This is a genomic window from Acidovorax sp. Leaf191, from assembly GCF_001424425.1.
In the GTDB taxonomy this organism is placed as follows: domain Bacteria; phylum Pseudomonadota; class Gammaproteobacteria; order Burkholderiales; family Burkholderiaceae_C; genus Acidovorax.
Genome location: NZ_LMPT01000012.1, coordinates 244138 through 260324, shown reverse-complemented (window position 1 = coordinate 260324; position 16187 = coordinate 244138). Strand labels below are relative to the sequence as shown.

The window sequence follows — 16187 nt, the reverse complement described above, 5'->3', positions numbered from 1 at the left end:
AGCACCTGCTGCGCAAGCTACGCGTTCGGCAGGCCCGGATACCGCAGCTTCTCCATCGATTGCAGCCCGAACTCTGCCAGCAGTGCGCGCAAGCGTTCTGCTGCGCTGCGCTTTTTTTGGCCGGTGTAGCGGGCGATGATGAGTTCGTTCTTCATGCTGTGCTCCCACCCCACGAGCTCCGTCACCGTGACCTGGTACCCGTTGGCCTCCAGGTACAGGCACCGCAGCACGTTGGTGACCTGGCTCCCTAGCTCACGGGTGTGCAGTGGGTGGCGCCACAGCTCGGCCAGCGGCGTGCGCGTGAGCTGCAGCGCCTTCCCCTGACGCAGACAGGCGGCCATCTCGGCCTGGCAGCACGGCACCAGCACCATCGCACGCGCCTTCTTGTGCAGGCCAAATGCGATAGCGTCGTCGGTGGCGGTATCGCACGCATGCAGCGCCGTCACCACATCGATCTGCGGCGGCAGTTCGTCCGCATCGGTGGATTCCGCCACCGACACATTGAGGAACGACATGCGTTCGAACTCCAGCTTTTGCGCCAGCGCACGGGATTTTTCGACCAGCTCGGCGCGCGTCTCCACCCCGTAGATGCGCCCGCGTCCCAATGCCTTGAAGTACAAGTCGTACAGGATGAACCCCAGGTACGACTTGCCCGCCCCATGGTCGGCGAGCGTGGGCCCCTGATCGCTGCCGGACAGCTCGCCCAGCAACGGCTCGATGAAGTTGAACAGGTGGTACACCTGCTTGAGCTTGCGGCGCGAGTCCTGGTTCAGGCGACCCTCGCGGGTCAGGATGTGCAGCTCCTTGAGCAGCTCTACAGACTGCCCGGGCCGCAGCTCCGCCAGCTCGTGGGCCTGCGTGGCGGGGGCATTGGCGCCCTTGCCGTGACCCTTCTTGCCGCCCACCTTGTCATTGCCTTTGTTTTTATCTTTGCCCTTGCCGGGAGCTGAACCGGTGGCTGCCGTGTCGCGGGCCATTGCGTGATTCTTCATGGTGCGACCGCCCTTGCCGCCGTGGCTGCACCCGCCCCACCGCCCGCACCGGGCCCCACATCCAGATCCGCCCACCCCTGGTTGCCCAGTGCCTGCAGCACGTCGATGTTGCGCTCGAAGATGCTTTCCGCCTCGGGGAACACCTCGACCGCACGGTCGATGCTCTCTTCGCGCAGCAGGTGCAAGGTGGGATACGGAGATCGGTTGGTGCAGTTGGTGACATCGTCCGCATCGGTCCCGGCAAACTGGAACTGCGGGTGAAAGCTGGCGATCTGCAGGGTGCCCTCCAGCTCCAAGTCCTCAAGCAGCGCCTCGGCGCGGCCCAGAAAGTCATTGAAATCGAGGAAGTCGTCCAGGCAGTGCGGCAGCACGATCAGCGTCGTATCGCGCTCCTGCGCAGGGGCTGCCACCAGCGCTGCAAGTTCCTCACGCAGCAGGTCCAGTACGTCTTGCGCATTGTCGGTCAGCGCCAAGGCATAGTGGATCTGGCCCTTGACATGGACGCCCTTGGCAAAAGGGCACAGGTTCAGGCCGATCACCGCCCGCTCCAGCCAGCGCACGGTGTCGCCGATGAATGGGGATGTCACAGCCAGACCGGAGGATGGTGCCGAAGCAGCGGGGGAAGTAAGCGTCATGAAAAGGAAAGTGCGCGTGGCGCGAGGAGGAGCCTGATTTTACCGGTGTGCCTTTTCTCGGCGGTGGATCCAACTCCATGACCGCACCGGCCGCGCGGCGCACAGCACGGCGCCATCACGGGTGCACACCGGCCCAGCAAAAGGCGCGGGACGCCCGGCATTGACATTGAAATTGCGGACCTGCGGGCTGCACCGTGCCGCTTCCGCCCCTTCACCGCCGTACCACTCACGCAGACAGGAGACGCTGCCCCGTCAACCGCTCGTGTTCTCGCGCCGCAAAGCGGTCCGTCATGCCCGCGATGAAATCGGCCACCGCCCTGGCCCGCAGAGGCCCCTCGTCCAGCGACGCCTGCTCGGCGAAGGCGGCTTTCATTTCCTGGGGGGATGCGGTGTACGCGGCGAACAGGTCCCGCACCACCTGCTGCGCCAGGCCCGTGGTCTCCATCACCTGCGGGTGGCGGTACAAGTTCTTGAACAGAAAGCGCTTGAGCACCTGCGAGCGCTCGCGCATGGCGTCACTGAACATGACCAAGGCCGGCGCACGGCGCACGGCATCGACGCTGTCGGGGCCCACGCGATCAATGGCGGCTTGCGTGGTGTCGATCACGTCGTAGACCTGGTCGCTCAGCATGCGCCGGATGGTTTCGTACAACAGCCGGCGCTGGCTGGAGGGCTGCGCCAGGTCCGGGAAGCTGGCGATGGCGGCCACCCGATAGTGCTCGAACAATGGCACGTCCTGCAACTGCGCCATCGATATCAATCCCGAGCGCACGCCATCATCGATGTCATGCGCGTTGTAGGCAATCTCGTCCGCCAGATTGCACAACTGCGCCTCCAGGCTCGGCTGCTCGCGGCGCAGAAACCGGGCTGCGACGCCATGGGGCTCCACGGCTTCCAGCTGCTCGGCATGCACGCGGGAGCAATGCTTGAGAACGCCTTCGCGTGTTTCGAAAGTGAGGTTCAGCCCGTCATATTGCGGGTAGCGCTCTTCCAGCTTGTCGACGACCCGCAGGCTTTGCAGGTTGTGCTCGAAACCGCCATGCTCCAGCATGCAGGCGTGCAGCGCGTCCTGCCCGGCATGCCCAAACGGCGTGTGGCCCAGGTCGTGCGCCAGAGAAATCGCCTCGACCAGGTCTTCATTGATGCGCAACGATCGCGCAATCGAACGGCCCAGTTGCGCCACCTCCAGCGAATGCGTCAGGCGCGTGCGGAACAGGTCGCCCTCATGGTTCAGGAACACCTGGGTCTTGTAGACCAGCCGGCGGAACGCGGTGGAATGCACGATGCGATCCCGGTCGCGCTGGTAGTCCGTGCGTGTGGGTGCCGGCAGTTCGGGATAGCGACGTCCGCGCGTCGAAGCCGGATCGCAAGCGTAGGGAGCCAAGGAGGACATGGGCGTGGTGAAGCAGTGACCGGCGATCTGAGGGTTGATCCAGGGACCTATCGCCCGCAACCGCGCGCAGTCCTGGTCACGGGGCGCAGCAATCGTCGATCACTGAACGCACCAACGCGTCCGGCGCCGCCCGCACCGCTGCGCGGCCAGGGCCATCGATCACGACAAACCGGATTTCTCCGTCTTCGGCCTTCTTGTCGACGCGCATGAGCTGCAGGTATCGGCCCGCGTTGTCGCCGGCATCCAGCACCGCACCCCGCACAGGCAGGCCTGCTCGCACGATCAGCGTCGTGAGTCGCTGCACAAAGGCTGCATCCACCAGCCCCAGGCGGTGCGACAGCTCGGCCGCCATCACCATGCCGGCACCGACGCCCTCCCCATGCAGCCACGCGCCGTAACCCATGCCCGCCTCGATCGCGTGACCAAACGTGTGGCCAAAATTCAGAATCGCTCGCAACCCGGATTCGCGCTCGTCCTGCCCGACCACCCAGGCCTTGATCTCGCAACTGCGGCGCACGGCATGCGCCAATGCGGTACGGTCCCGCGCCATCAACGCATCGATGTTGGCCTCGAGCCAGTCCATGAATTCCATGTCGGCAATCGGCCCGTACTTGATCACCTCCGCCAAACCGGCACTGAACTCGCGCGCCGGCAGCGTATCGAGCACATCCAAATCGCACACCACCAATTGCGGCTGATAGAACGCGCCGATCATGTTCTTGCCCAGCGGATGGTTGATGGCCGTTTTTCCGCCCACCGAAGAATCGACCTGTGCGAGCAAGGTGGTCGGCACCTGTACGAACGGCACGCCGCGCATGTAGCTCGCGGCCGCAAAACCGGTCATGTCGCCCACGACGCCTCCGCCCAATGCGAACAGGACGGTCTTGCGGTCGCAGCCTTGCTCGAGCAAGGCGTCAAAGATTTTTTGCAGGGTTTGCCAATTCTTGTACTCCTCGCCGTCGGGGAGTTGGACTTCGTGGATGTGCGCGTACTGCCCTGCCAGCGAAGAGCGCAATCTCGCCACATACAGGGGAGCTACCGTGGTGTTGGTGACCAGCACGGCAGCAGCTGCGGTAGGCTGGCCCCCAAGTTTGTCCAGCCGGTCAAGAAGGCCGCTACCAATGACGATGCGATAGCTGCGATCTCCCAAATCAATGGAAACGGTTTGTTGGGCAATGGTCATAGGCAAGTTTATATCGTCAATTGACCGGCCCGCTTTCAACAATGACATCGAAAAGACCAGTGCATACGTTTCTACAGATAGCAGATCGCCGCGAGTGACAGGCGGGGGAGTGCATTCGCACCAGTGACCCAGTACCTCCAAAGACAAAAAAAATCCCCGGACGAACCGGGGATAGTCAAACTATGGAGGAGCTAGCAGGCATCCTCTCAGGCACAGCGTCACTTTAAGGCTTGCAAGTACCCGCTCCGGAACCGAACGACAGCAGCACTGTGCGCGTGGCCGTCTTGCCACCACGGGTCGCGGTGACAGTGAATGCAGCGCTCTTGCAATCCTGCAGCGCGGGCGCCGTTACAGCATCGGTGTGCGTGATCGTCAAGATACCATCAGCCGACAACGACAACCAAGACGGCTTACCGGCGATGGTCCACACCGCACCACCTGTCCCAGGCCCTGTAACAGTGAGCGCGTACTGATAGTGAATACCGTTAGCTGGAGCGACCGCCGCTGGATTACTGACAGGCAAAATGCACAGATCCGTACCGCAGCCGCTATTTGTAATTGACAAAGGAGTGGTCACAGGGTCTGCGGCAGCGCTCGCGGCAATTGCCAACGGGAAATTGCCAGTTACAGAATTACCTTGGCTATCTGTAACACGCACAGCAACCTGGAAGGTACCGACCTGTTTCACTGCTGGGGTGCCGCTCAGAATACCATTGGCGCTGAGGGTTAGTCCTTCAGGAAGCCCGCCGAGCGCCGTCCATGTATATGGAGCAACACCACCAGTGGCGCTGAATGCATAGCTATAAGGCAAGCCGTTTGTACCAGCAGGGGGTGTCGCAGCAACCAGAGTGAGAGCCGGCGCCGGCGTGACGACTGACTCGCCTCCTGAAACGGTCACGACGTAAAGATGAACGATCGGGTCCTGAATTCCATTCGTCACGTCGTTATCTGCACGATCAGTGGTTGATTCCAACAGAATAGATCCGTTGCTGGTGCCGCTTGACAGTGCAAACATGCCCACACCGCCGATAGTGCTCAACTGCAGCACGCTGCCGCTTTGCGCTCCCAAAAGCAATCGAGCCCCCTCAGATGCTCCCCCGCCAACGATTGCCACCTGCAAATTGGGCTTTGTAGACGCCGGTACTGGTTGATTTGCATCATCCCATACATAGCCTTCGATAGCCGTGCTGGTTCTCTTATTGACAATATTTCCTTGGCGCCCCAGATCAGTATATTGGGCAATGGTCTTAATGCTAGCAGCCTTACCCGTCGACGCCCCCACCACAATGTCCACACTCGCAGACACAGCCTTGCCGTCACTTGGATTAGTGACAGAGCAAACTATCCGCACAGTGCCTGCTTGATCACCTGAGTGGAAATGGAATGAATTGCCCCCGGAATTCGCACCAAGGATAATACTACGATAGGCATTAGGTACTTTTGTCGTCCCTCCGCCTGGCAGATCGACTTCCGTCTGATGCTCATCCTTACCATCGAGGTAATACAAAGATCCAGAACTCAATCCACCAGACACATTGCACCCAAAGACTTCTGTTGTACCGGCAGGAATCGGTACGCTGCCTTTACGCGCATCCACATAAAGAGTGGTAGTAAAAGGATGCTCGATACCAATTCCCGGACCGCTTCCGCCTACATTAAGAGGTAGCTGGGTCTTGTCTGCGCGAAGGGTGATACTGTACGGCTCATTGGTCGTACCAGAACTTCCCCCTCCGCCGCCACAAGCAGCCAGCAGCGACGTCAATAAAATGGCGGATAATTTGTGAAGTTTTGACATTTCTCTTTCCTATTAATCAATTACAAATCACCGCGAAGCAGCACGCTCCGTCAACACCTTCGGCGTTATAAAAATCAACATTTCCTGCTTGTTGGCTTGCTTTGTCTTCGTTTTGAAGAGGTTACCTACCCCAGGGATGTCTCCCAAAAATGGCACTTTAGCCTCTGCATCATCCTCGAACAATTCAAAAATCCCACCAATCACCACAGTACCACCATTTTCAACCAAGACCTGGGTTTTGATGTGCTTTGTGTTGATGGCTCGCACGTTCTGCAGAATCTCACCAGGACTATCCTTGTTGACATCCAAATCCAAAATAATATTGCCTTCTGGAGTTATTTGTGGCAGCACTTCCAGTTTGAGCACCGCTTTCTTAAAGGCAATGACTGTACCTCCGTTAGGTGCGGTCACTGGATAAGGGAACTCCGTACCCTGTTCTATCGAAGCCTTGGTTTGGTCAGCAGTGACGACACGAGGACTGGAAACGATCTTTCCTTTTCCATCAGCCTCCATCGCAGAGATCTCCAGATTCAGAAAGCGGTTTGCAGCAGAATTGAATATGGATATGGCGAAACTCGCGGGGTCGAAGCCTCCTTGCGCTTGCGCCGGCAGGTTCACAAAGTTACCCAGAGTGTTCGTAGAACCGCCGGCACCAGACGATGCAACTGCATTGCTGTAGCTAGTTCCGAATGCCAAACTATTGCCCCCACCAAAGGTATACCCACCAGTTCCCCCTCGGTTGGCACGCAAATCCGTAGCACCCAGTCGGATCCCCAAAGACCGGCCAAAGGTGTCCGAGGCTTCAACAATACGTGCCTCGATCATGACTTGTCTGACAGCAACGTCCAGAGTAGCCAGAAGCTTACGGACTTCCTCCAACTTGCTGGGCGTATCTGTAACAAAAAGCTGATTAGTACGCGGTTCTGCAATGGCACTTCCCCGCTCAGACAAGAATCGGTTGGAGGTCCCGCCAGATCCTCCACTGGACGTCGTAAGCTGCGTAATCATGTCTACAGCTTTCGCGTAATTCATCTGAAAGGCTTGCGTACGCAGCGGCTCAAGCTTCTGTATAGCTTGGACAGCTTCGTAATCCTTCTTCAAGCGATCATCAATCTCGTCTTTGGGAGCGATCCAAAGCACAGTGCCAGTCTTACGCATCCCCAGACCCTTGGCTTCCATAATAATTTGGAGCGCTTGATCCCACGGTACATCCTTGAGCCGCAGCGTGAGTGAGCCCGTGACGGTATCGGACGTAACGATATTGAAATTCGTAAAATCAGCGATAACCTGCAGCAATGAGCGTACTTCAATGTTCTGGAAATTGAGCGATAGTTTTTCACCGCTATATCCAGGTCCTTGGGTGAGCTTATTGAGGTCGATTTTCTTTTGTCGGATTTCTATGACGAATTGGCTATCGCTTTGATAAGCGCTGTGCTCCCATTCGCCTACCGGATCGATCGTCATTCTCACCCGCTCGCCCTGTTGGGTCGTGCTGATCGACTGTACAGGCGTTCCAAAATCTGCCACATCCAGGTTACGGCGCAGCCCTTCCGGTAGAGAGGACTTTAAAAAGTCCACGACCAAGCCTTTGCCTTGCTGGCGAACATCTACACCGACTTGGCTTGATGGCAGTGTCACGACGACCCTGCCAGAACCATCTGCCCCTCGTCGAAAATCGACGTCTTTCAACACTTGAACGTCACTTGTCCCAGGCTCAGCGAATACCTGGGAGGGAGCTGGCCTTGCAGCTGCACCGGTACCCGCACCTGCGACGCTTGATGCCAGAGAGATAAATAGTGAGCGACCTTGGATTTCGGCACTGTAGGATGTCGCCTGCTTGAGATTCAAGACAACTCTGGAACGATCACCTGCTTGTACAACATTGACCGATCTCAGATTCCCCTGATTGATGTCAAAAATGTTTTTCCCACTTCCATTCACAGTGTCCGGAAAGTCAAGAGCCACACGAGGGGGACTTTGCACAGCAAAACCGCGGGGCAGTTCAGCCAAAGGCTGAGCAAAATCGATCCGAATTACATCCACACCGTTCTGAACACTGCCAACAACAGACTCAAGAACAGTTTGCGCCAATAGACCTGTAGATATCAGGGTCAGAAAAGAACCTGCAATCAAGCCACGTATTTTCGAGTATTTCATTTCTTCCCCTCTTGCAGATCCAACGAAGTCGTACGCTCCACCCAATCGCCTGTGGCATCTTGCACGATCTCTCGTAGCTGGACTGCGCTCTCGGTTATTCGGATGATCTTGCCGTAATTCTGACCTATATAGTTACCTACGCGCACCTGATACAAAAGACTGTCCACCTTGAGCAATGCAGTCGGCTCGCCTTTCTTGTCGAGACTACCAACCATTGCCATTACATCTAGAGGATAAGCCTCTAAAGGTTCCTTGCGCCTGGCCATCTCTGGGGCGATCAACGCTGCGTTGGAAGCAAGTTGATTGGAGTCCTTACGCAATGCCTGGGTGAGCTTGAGTGGATTGAACGGCTCAATGCCTGACTCCATCGAATATGCCTGGGGCAAAAATTGCTTGGGCTCCGTCAATGGCGTGACGTTAGGCTTGGTAGTGGCTCGAAGATCAGACATCCACTGCCGCAAATCGTCATCCTGTGAAAAACCGCAACCGGACAAGAGAAAAGCGATCAAGATAAAAAGGCGTGGAATTGTCATTTTTTGGTAGCTCCAGCCTTCTTTTGCGCCTGAATTTCATCGGGATCAAGATACCGAAAAGTTCGGGCGGTTGCATTCATCGTCAACATACCAACATCTTTTGACGTATTTGACACGGGAGCAATGGCAATGTTGTTCAAGGTCACAATTCGCGACAGCTGAGCAATATCAGACGCAAACGCACCCATGTCATGATATTTACCAGTAACCTTCACATCGATTGGCAGCTCTGCGTAATACTCTTTAACAACAACCTGACCGGGACGGAACAAATCAAACTGCAAGCTTCTACCAAGGCCCGCTTGATTAATATCCGACAACAGCGCAGCCATCTCCGCCTTGCTTGGCAGCTGCTTTTCCAACTGAATCACATATTGTTGAACTTGCTCACGCTGCCGCTTCAGTGCTTCAAGGCTGACAGCCTTGACCAGCTTCGCCTGGTAGTCAGCTCGCAGCGTCTGCTCCTTTGCTACCTCAGCCATCAACTCTTCTTCATAGTCCTTGATTTTTGCAAACCAGAGCACGACAGCTACAACTGCAGCAATGACCACGCAAAGAAGGACTTTAGGAGCAACAGGCCACGATGAGGGATCTTTGGTATCTAGATTCCTGAACTGCCTGGCAAGGGAATCCTGAACAGCAGAGAAATCAATCTGTTTTGTTTGCTTCTTGGGCATATTACTTCCCCTGCGCAGCGCTGGCAGCTACGCTTGCAGATTTTATGTCACCCGTACGCATGAGCCTGAATCGCAGATTGAAAGCAAACACCCGCCGCTGATCCTTTTGCGTCAATGCAATATTGCTCGCAATAATTTCAACCAACTCAGGTTTTGACAGCCAAGGAGTATTATCAGTCAAGTTTCTCAACAACTCTGAAACCCGCTCGTTAGACTGAGCCACACCTTGCATAGCAATCACGCTTTCCGTTTGCTTGATGCTCGTGATGTAGGCCCCCTCAGGAACCTGCTTAACCAATTCGTTAAGCAAATGAACAGGAAGATTGCGATCCGATTGCAGGTCTTCCACGGCTTTTTGACGCGCTTTCAAAGCCGCGATTTCATCTTCAATTGTCGCAATTTCCTTTATTTGATCCTCAAGGATTTTAATTTCTCCTTGGAGAAAAACATTCTTCTCTTGCTGCGCAGTGATCATCATTTGAAACCACCAATAGATAGCTCCAGCAATCACCAAACCAATGAGAAACGACCCAAACATGGTCGCTTGAAACAATTCTTTGCGGCGCTTGCGTGCGGCTTCCCGATGAGGTAGAAGATTGATGAGAATCACTGCAAAAATCTCCGCATGGCAAGACCACAAGAGGTCAGATAGGACGGCGCTTCACGCACCATTTTTTTCAAACGCACGGAACTTCCAATTTCCATGCCGTCAAATGGATTGACTGCACTGCAGGCAAAACCGGTTTGTTGCGTCACCGCCTCCGTCAGACCCGGCAAAGGTGCCGACCCCCCAGCCAGCATGATGTGATCGACGCGATTGTGTGGAGTACTCGTAAAGAAAAATTGCAGAGCCCGGCTGATTTCTTGGGCCATGCTATCCACGAACGGACGCAGCACTGCCGTCTGGTAGTCCTCGGGGAGGTCACCGCTTCGCTTTTTGCTTTCGGCTTCCTCCAATGAAAACCCGTATTGGCGAACTATCAACTGCGTTAGCTGAGCGCCTCCAAACGCCTGGTCGCGATCGTAAAGAATTTCGTCGTTACGAATCACTTGCATGCTGGTAGTAATGGCTCCCACTTCGAACAGCGCCACGATGGAGTCCACGCCTTTGTTGGGAAGCGCTTCTATCAAGCGGCCCGCGGCGAGACGCGAAGCATTCGACTCGATGTCAACCACCACAGGCTTGAGTCCCGCAGCCTCTGCCAAGCCTTGGCGGTCTTGGACCTTCTCTCGGCGCGACGCGGCAATCAGCACCTCGACATCCCCCGGAGCACTCTTGCTAGGACCGATAACGCAGAAATCGAGACTTACTTCATCCAGCGAAAATGGGATGTACTGGTTGGCCTCTGACTCAACTTGAACCTCCAGTTCTTGTTCAGTCATGCCGCCAGGCAACGTGATTTTTTTGGTGATGACCGCTGACGGAGGCAGCGCCAAGGCAACGTTCTTCGTTCGCGTGCCGCTTTTCTTCACCAGACGGCGCAGCGCATCGGCAACTTCGTCGAATTTCTCGATGTTTCCATCACTGATCCAGCCCCGCTCCAGAGGCTCGATCGCACATCGCTCCAGAACCAAGGCACCCGACTTGTTACGCGCAAGTTCGACCAGCTTGACACTGGACGAACTGATGTCTATTCCCAGTAGCGGCGCGGATTGGCGACTGAACAACGACCCAGCTGAGCTCAAGATTGGTCCCCTAAAACTTGCCAAAACGAGGCAACAAAACTTAACACTTCACATGAATGCTATCAGTAAGGTACTTCTCCAGCAAAGATTTTTCCCCGTGTAACGTTGTTGGAGCGTTGCCAAAAGCAGACGATTTTCAGTCCCTGCGCAACACCGTTCAGCGGCGACTTCCCACCTTTCGGCGGGCGATCGGACTACATGAACACAGGATTTCCCCTTCCAGGGACACGCATTTTTTATAATGGGCGGTCTTACCCCCTCGGAGCGATATGTCGCCCTCTCCATCGAAGCCTTCCGACAAGTCGGACTCCCCCGCCCCTCGCGCTCGCCCCACTTGGCTTCGCTGGATCTTTCTTGCCTTCGCCTGGACTGCAGGCCTGGCGTTGGCCGGCGCCTTCGGGCTGGCCCTGACCATTGCAGTCGCCCTGGCGGTGGCCTATCCCAACCTGCCCGACATCTCTGACCTAGCGGACTACCGCCCCAAGCTGCCCTTGCGGGTCTACTCCTCCGAGGGAGCCTTGCTGGGCGAGTTCGGCGAAGAACGCCGCAACCTGACACCCATCAAGGAAATCCCCACGGTCATGAAAGACGCGGTGCTCGCCATCGAGGACGCCCGCTTCTTCCAGCACGGAGGGGTCGACTACAAGGGTGTCGTGCGCGCAGGCCTGGCCAATCTAGGCCGCGTGAAGAGCCAGGGCGCCTCGACTATCACAATGCAGGTGGCGCGGAATGTTTATCTGACGTCAGAAAAAACATTTACTCGCAAAATTTACGAAATCTTACTCACGTTCAAGCTCGAGCATTTATTGACAAAGGATCAGATTCTCGAGATTTATATGAACCAGATTTATCTGGGGAATCGAGCCTATGGTTTTGCCGCGGCGTCCGAGGCCTATTTCGGCAAACCATTGAAATCAGTATCGATTGCGGAAGCTGCAATGCTGGCCGGCTTGCCCAAGGCTCCTTCGGCCTACAACCCGATCAGCAACCCCAAGCGCGCCCGTTCGCGGCAGCTCTACATCATCGAGCGCATGCAGGAGAACGGCTTCATCACCGCCGAAGAAGCCGTGGCGGCCAAGAAGGAAGAGCTCAAGATCCGCTCGGGCCCCGACAACACGCGCGTGCATGCAGAGTACGTGGCAGAAATGGCCCGCCAGCTCATCTTCACGCAGTACGGCAACGAGGCCTACACCCGCGGCCTCAATGTGTACACCACCCTCAATGCCGCAGAGCAGGAAGCCGCATACACGTCCCTGCGCCGCGGCATCATGGACTACGAGCGCCGCCAGCAGTACCGCGGCCCTGAAAAGTTCGTGGCCCTGCCCACCAGCGCTCAAGAGGTGGAAGACGCCATCGACGATGCGCTGGCCAACCACCCCGACAACGGCGACGTGCTGTCTGCAGTAGTCCTGGAGGCGTCGGCCCGCAAGATTGTTGCGGCGCGTGCCAACGGCGACACCCTCGAAATCACCAGCGACGGCCTCAAGCCCGCGCAGTCCGGGCTGAGCGACAAGGCGCCGCCCAACATCAAGATCCGGCGTGGCGCGGTGATCCGCGTGGTGAAGACGCCCAAGAATGCCTGGGAGATCACGCAGCTCCCTGAAGTGGAAGGTGCTCTCGTGGCGTTGGACCCCCGCACTGGTGCAATTCGCGCTCTGGTCGGCGGCTTCGACTTCGACAAGAACAAGTTCAATCATGCAGCGCAGGCATGGCGCCAGCCGGGCTCGAGCTTCAAGCCCTTCATCTACTCCGCGGCGCTGGAAAAAGGCTTCACGCCCGCCACCGTCATCAACGACGCGCCGCTGTTCTTCGATGCGGGCACCACCGGCGGCCAGCCTTGGGAGCCCAAGAACTACGACGGCAAGTACGACGGCCCGATGAGCATGCGCACGGGCTTGGCCAAGTCCAAGAACATGATCTCGATCCGCATCTTGCAGGCGGTCGGCCCCAAGACGGCCCAGGAATGGGTGTCGCGCTTTGGCTTCGATGCGGAAAAGCACCCGGCGTATCTGACGATGGCGCTGGGTGCCGGGTCGGTCACCCCGCTTCAGATGGCGACCGCCTATTCCGTGTTTGCCAATGGTGGCTACCGGGTGAACCCCTGGCTGATCGCGAAGGTGACCGACCACAAGGGCCGCGTGATCTCAGAAACGACGCCACCCGAGACCAGCGAGCAACCCCGCGCCATCGACGCCCGGAATGCGTTCATCATGAACAGCCTGCTGCAGGAGGTCACGCGCTCTGGCACGGCGGCCCGCGCGCAGGCCACGCTCAAGCGCCCGGACCTGTATGGCAAGACCGGTACGACGAATGACTCCGTGGATGCGTGGTTTGCAGGTTATCAGCCCACCGTCGCGGCAGTCACCTGGATCGGCTACGACACGCCGCGCAACCTGGGCAGCCGCGAAACCGGCGGGGGCCTGAGCCTGCCGGTGTGGATCAGCTTCATGGAGCGGGCGCTCAAGGGCGTGCCGGTCATGGAGGCCAAGGTGCCGCCAGGCGTCGTGAACGTGGGCGGCGAGTGGTTCTATGAAGAATACGCCCGCAATGCAGGCGTCGCGAATGTGGGGCTGGACGACCGGTCTGCCGCATCGCCCGCAGGTGCGGCCCCCCACGCACCACCGCCTACCGAAGAGCGAAACCGCATCCTCGATCTGTTCCGCAACTGACAGTCCCGGAGCACTCCCCGAAGGACTGGTGGCCGGACAGCGAACGGCCGCCAGCCAGAAGCGCCTGCATTCAGCGCAGCGGGCTGCTGCTGCTGCTTCCTATGTCCTGCTTTTGCTATCAGGAAAAGTTTCCCATCAGGCGGTGAACTGCAGCGGCATCCCGGACTGCTGCGTGGCATCACGGGTCAGGCAGGCGAAGAAGTCGCCGGCGCCCTTGGTGTCCTGCCAGGCGGTGCCGTCAAACTTGTAGTGGTAGCCACCGGACTTGGCGGCCATCCATACTTCGTGCAGCGGCCGTTGCAGGTTGATCACGATCTGGGTGCGGTTGGGGAAGGTCAGCGTCACCATGCCGCCCGACCGCTGCGCATCCACATCGGCGTCCGTGTCATCGTTGATGCGATCACAGCTGCGCTCGACGGCGAGAAGCAGTTTTTCGGCGTGGTCCAGGAATTCGAGGTCGGTCATTACAATTTGCGCATGTTGAAAGCTTCCCAAATTCTAGTCAGGACGCTTGTCCTTGCTGCCAGTGCGGCAGCGCTTGCCGGTTGTGGTCAACGTGGGCCGCTGTATCTGCCCACCGACCCTGCGGCAGCGCAGCGCGCCACGCTCCCGCAAACCCTCACGCCCAGCAGCATGAACATCAACAGCAGTACCGGCACCGGCGCAGGTGTCGATACGGACAGCTCCGCCAGCCCGTCCGCGCCCGAGGCCACCGCGCCGGCCCCAGCCGCTGCGGCCTCCACCCCGCGCTGAACGCGCACGTGCAGCCGCAGCCAAGCCCGGACAAGCCCGCTGCGCATCAATCCTCTGACCCTTGATTTCCATCAAGGACGTTGCGAAGGGGCCATCGTAGATTCGGTGCTTTATTGCACTGCAGGATGGCCATGGCCCTGGAACTCTACCGCGACAAGAACCATGCTTGTCTGATGTTCACCGACCTGATCGAGGAAGACGGCCAGGCCGTGCAGGCCAATCAATTCCTGATCGTGGACGACGACACGGGCGCCATCATCGACCCGGGCGGGAACCTGGCCTTCAACGAGCTGTTCATGGGGATGACCAAGCACTTCCCCCCGCACAAGCTGTCCTACCTGATTGCATCCCACGCGGACCCGGACATCATCGCTTCGCTGGACCGCTGGATGACCAGCACCAAGGCGGACCTGGTGATCTCGCGCGTGTGGGAGCGGTTTGCCCCCCACTTCACCAAGGTCGGCAAGACCGAAAACCGCGTTATCGGCGTGCCCGACAGCGGCGGCCACCTGCCGCTGGGGCGCCATGAGCTGGTGCTGTTGCCGGCGCACTTCATGCATTCCGAGGGCAATTTCCACTTCTACGACCCGGTCAGCCGCATTCTGTTCACGGGCGACCTGGGGGTGTCGATGATGTCGGGGGCCGAAGCGCGCGTGCCGGTTACCGACCTCAAGCCCCACATCCCGCGCATGGAGGGGTTCCACCGCCGCTACATGGTCTCCAACAAGATTCTGCGTCTGTGGACGCAGATGGCGCGGAAGCTGGAGATTTCCATGCTGGTGCCGCAGCATGGCGCTCCCATCATGGGCAAGAAGGCCATTGGCGACTTCTTCGACTGGATCGAGAAGCTGATGTGCGGCATCGATCTCTTTGACGACCGGGCCTACCAGATCCCCACGGCCCACATCGATCCGGTGAGCCGGCAAATGCGTGCCCAGCCATTGCGCTAGCGCGCAGCTGGTCTTCAAGGGTCAAAATCCCCTCTGCCGCTTGATAGTCAAGCGCTGTCAGCTATCATTTTAATAGCAAATCAAGCCGTTGCGCTTCTTCAGGATTTGGCGCGTGCGGCCGGCGTTGCAGGCCGGCTGGCGGCCCCGCCACGGTGGGCCGCAACGCGGTCCTTGCGCAGCCGGTGCCACAGCCGCCAGCCCAGCAAGGCGGCCAGGATGGCGGCGTACACCGCGACCTCGCCAAAGTTGTTCTTGCCGGCGCGCATCCAGAAGAAATGCAGGATGCCGAGCCCCGCCACGGCATAGACCGTGCGGTGCAGCGCCTGCCAGCGCTTCGCACCCATGGCCTTGATGGCGCGGTTGAACGATGTGGCCGCCAGCAGGGTGAGCAGCAGCAAGGCCAGCGATCCCACCAGGATGAAGGGCCGCTTGGCGATGTCGCGCAGGATGTCCGGCAGATCGAACCCCATGTCGAACCAGCCGTAGCTCAACAGGTGCAGCACGGCGTAGAAGAACACGAACAAACCCAGCATGCGCCGAAACCGCGCCAGCTGCGGCGTGGCAGTGATGACGCGCACGGGCGTCACCGCCAGCACCAGGCACAGCGCACGCAGCGTCCAGTCACCGGTGGCGCGGATCAGCGCCTCCGCCGGGTTGGCGCCTAGCTGGTTGGCGGCCGTGGCATACACCAGCCAGGCCAGGGGCAGCAGGCACAGCACGAACACCACGGGCTTGGCGGCCGGATGAAGCAAGAGTTTTTGCAT

Annotated in this window: 14 protein-coding genes and 1 pseudogene; 3 read left to right on the top strand and 12 right to left on the bottom strand. The window is 58.4% G+C overall.

Annotated features, from left to right (window positions below):
* Positions 1–17: 17 nt before the first annotated feature.
* The 10 genes from ASG27_RS09690 to ASG27_RS09650 all read right to left on the bottom strand — a co-directional run bounded on the left by ASG27_RS09690 (position 18) and on the right by ASG27_RS09650 (position 11051).
* Positions 18–992: a class I SAM-dependent methyltransferase gene (locus ASG27_RS09690; protein WP_235503985.1), complete on the bottom strand. Its 975-nt coding sequence runs from the start codon at positions 990–992 to the stop codon at positions 18–20.
* Positions 989–1627, bottom strand: coding sequence for a DUF1415 domain-containing protein (locus ASG27_RS09685; RefSeq protein WP_056415351.1), 639 nt, complete (start codon positions 1625–1627; stop codon positions 989–991). Before ASG27_RS09685 ends, ASG27_RS09690 begins: the two co-directional genes overlap by 4 nt.
* Before the next feature lie 226 nt (positions 1628–1853).
* A complete protein-coding gene (locus ASG27_RS09680; protein WP_056415347.1) occupies positions 1854–3020 on the bottom strand; it encodes a deoxyguanosinetriphosphate triphosphohydrolase in 1167 nt (388 codons plus the stop codon).
* Between the two features lie 76 nt (positions 3021–3096).
* Positions 3097–4203, bottom strand: a complete 1107-nt coding sequence (aroB, locus tag ASG27_RS09675; RefSeq protein WP_056415345.1) for a 3-dehydroquinate synthase — start codon at positions 4201–4203, stop codon at positions 3097–3099.
* A gap of 223 nt (positions 4204–4426) precedes the next feature.
* The gene (locus ASG27_RS25890) at positions 4427–5998 is read right to left on the bottom strand and encodes an Ig domain-containing protein (RefSeq protein WP_082485900.1); all 1572 of its coding nucleotides are present in this window, start codon (positions 5996–5998) and stop codon (positions 4427–4429) included.
* A 27-nt stretch (positions 5999–6025) separates the two neighbouring features.
* Complete coding sequence (gene pilQ, locus ASG27_RS09670) at positions 6026–8155, bottom strand: type IV pilus secretin PilQ (RefSeq protein WP_056415339.1); 2130 nt, start codon at positions 8153–8155, stop codon at positions 6026–6028.
* Positions 8152–8688, bottom strand: coding sequence for a pilus assembly protein PilP (locus ASG27_RS09665; protein ID WP_056415336.1), 537 nt, complete (start codon positions 8686–8688; stop codon positions 8152–8154). Before ASG27_RS09665 ends, pilQ begins: the two co-directional genes overlap by 4 nt.
* Complete coding sequence (locus ASG27_RS09660) at positions 8685–9365, bottom strand: type 4a pilus biogenesis protein PilO (RefSeq protein WP_056415333.1); 681 nt, start codon at positions 9363–9365, stop codon at positions 8685–8687. The genes ASG27_RS09665 and ASG27_RS09660 overlap by 4 nt, the downstream gene beginning before the upstream one ends.
* A gap of 1 nt (position 9366) precedes the next feature.
* On the bottom strand, positions 9367–9975 hold the full coding sequence (locus tag ASG27_RS09655; protein ID WP_056415331.1) for a PilN domain-containing protein: 609 nt from the start codon (positions 9973–9975) through the stop codon (positions 9367–9369).
* Positions 9972–11051, bottom strand: coding sequence for a pilus assembly protein PilM (locus ASG27_RS09650; protein WP_056415328.1), 1080 nt, complete (start codon positions 11049–11051; stop codon positions 9972–9974). The genes ASG27_RS09655 and ASG27_RS09650 overlap by 4 nt, the downstream gene beginning before the upstream one ends.
* Positions 11052–11320: 269 nt before the next feature.
* On the opposite strand from ASG27_RS09650, the gene ASG27_RS09645 reads away from it, so the two are divergent.
* Positions 11321–13720 carry a penicillin-binding protein 1A gene (locus tag ASG27_RS09645; RefSeq protein ID WP_056415323.1) on the top strand — a complete coding sequence of 800 codons (2400 nt, stop codon included), beginning with the start codon at positions 11321–11323 and terminating at the stop codon, positions 13718–13720.
* Positions 13721–13855: 135 nt separating this feature from the next.
* Here ASG27_RS09645 and cyaY read toward each other — a convergent pair whose 3' ends face one another.
* Positions 13856–14185, bottom strand: a complete 330-nt coding sequence (gene cyaY, locus ASG27_RS09640) for an iron donor protein CyaY (RefSeq protein ID WP_056415320.1) — start codon at positions 14183–14185, stop codon at positions 13856–13858.
* 12 nt (positions 14186–14197) lie between these two features.
* Here cyaY and ASG27_RS27985 point away from each other — a divergent pair.
* Positions 14198–14266 (top strand): annotated as a pseudogene (locus ASG27_RS27985) (LPS translocon maturation chaperone LptM); the annotation flags it as partial.
* Positions 14267–14604: 338 nt separating this feature from the next.
* A complete protein-coding gene (locus ASG27_RS09630) occupies positions 14605–15423 on the top strand; it encodes an MBL fold metallo-hydrolase (RefSeq protein ID WP_056416307.1) in 819 nt (272 codons plus the stop codon).
* Between the two features lie 98 nt (positions 15424–15521).
* Here the strand turns inward: ASG27_RS09630 and ASG27_RS09625 are convergent, their stop codons facing one another.
* Positions 15522–16187, bottom strand: a complete 666-nt coding sequence (locus tag ASG27_RS09625; RefSeq protein ID WP_056415314.1) for a sulfite oxidase heme-binding subunit YedZ — start codon at positions 16185–16187, stop codon at positions 15522–15524.

What these genes read in the sequence shown, in the direction of transcription:
- ASG27_RS09690 (WP_235503985.1), bottom strand. Translation starts at nt 992, where the DNA reads ATGAAGAATCACGCAATGGCCCGCGACACGGCAGCCACCGGTTCAGCT.
- ASG27_RS09685 (WP_056415351.1), bottom strand. Translation starts at nt 1,627, where the DNA reads ATGACGCTTACTTCCCCCGCTGCTTCGGCACCATCCTCCGGTCTGGCT.
- ASG27_RS09680 (WP_056415347.1), bottom strand. Translation starts at nt 3,020, where the DNA reads ATGTCCTCCTTGGCTCCCTACGCTTGCGATCCGGCTTCGACGCGCGGA.
- aroB (WP_056415345.1), bottom strand. Translation starts at nt 4,203, where the DNA reads ATGACCATTGCCCAACAAACCGTTTCCATTGATTTGGGAGATCGCAGC.
- ASG27_RS25890 (WP_082485900.1), bottom strand. Translation starts at nt 5,998, where the DNA reads ATGTCAAAACTTCACAAATTATCCGCCATTTTATTGACGTCGCTGCTG.
- pilQ (WP_056415339.1), bottom strand. Translation starts at nt 8,155, where the DNA reads ATGAAATACTCGAAAATACGTGGCTTGATTGCAGGTTCTTTTCTGACC.
- ASG27_RS09665 (WP_056415336.1), bottom strand. Translation starts at nt 8,688, where the DNA reads ATGACAATTCCACGCCTTTTTATCTTGATCGCTTTTCTCTTGTCCGGT.
- ASG27_RS09660 (WP_056415333.1), bottom strand. Translation starts at nt 9,365, where the DNA reads ATGCCCAAGAAGCAAACAAAACAGATTGATTTCTCTGCTGTTCAGGAT.
- ASG27_RS09645 (WP_056415323.1), top strand. Translation starts at nt 11,321, where the DNA reads ATGTCGCCCTCTCCATCGAAGCCTTCCGACAAGTCGGACTCCCCCGCC.
- cyaY (WP_056415320.1), bottom strand. Translation starts at nt 14,185, where the DNA reads ATGACCGACCTCGAATTCCTGGACCACGCCGAAAAACTGCTTCTCGCC.
- ASG27_RS09630 (WP_056416307.1), top strand. Translation starts at nt 14,605, where the DNA reads ATGGCCCTGGAACTCTACCGCGACAAGAACCATGCTTGTCTGATGTTC.
- ASG27_RS09625 (WP_056415314.1), bottom strand. Translation starts at nt 16,187, where the DNA reads ATGCAAAAACTCTTGCTTCATCCGGCCGCCAAGCCCGTGGTGTTCGTG.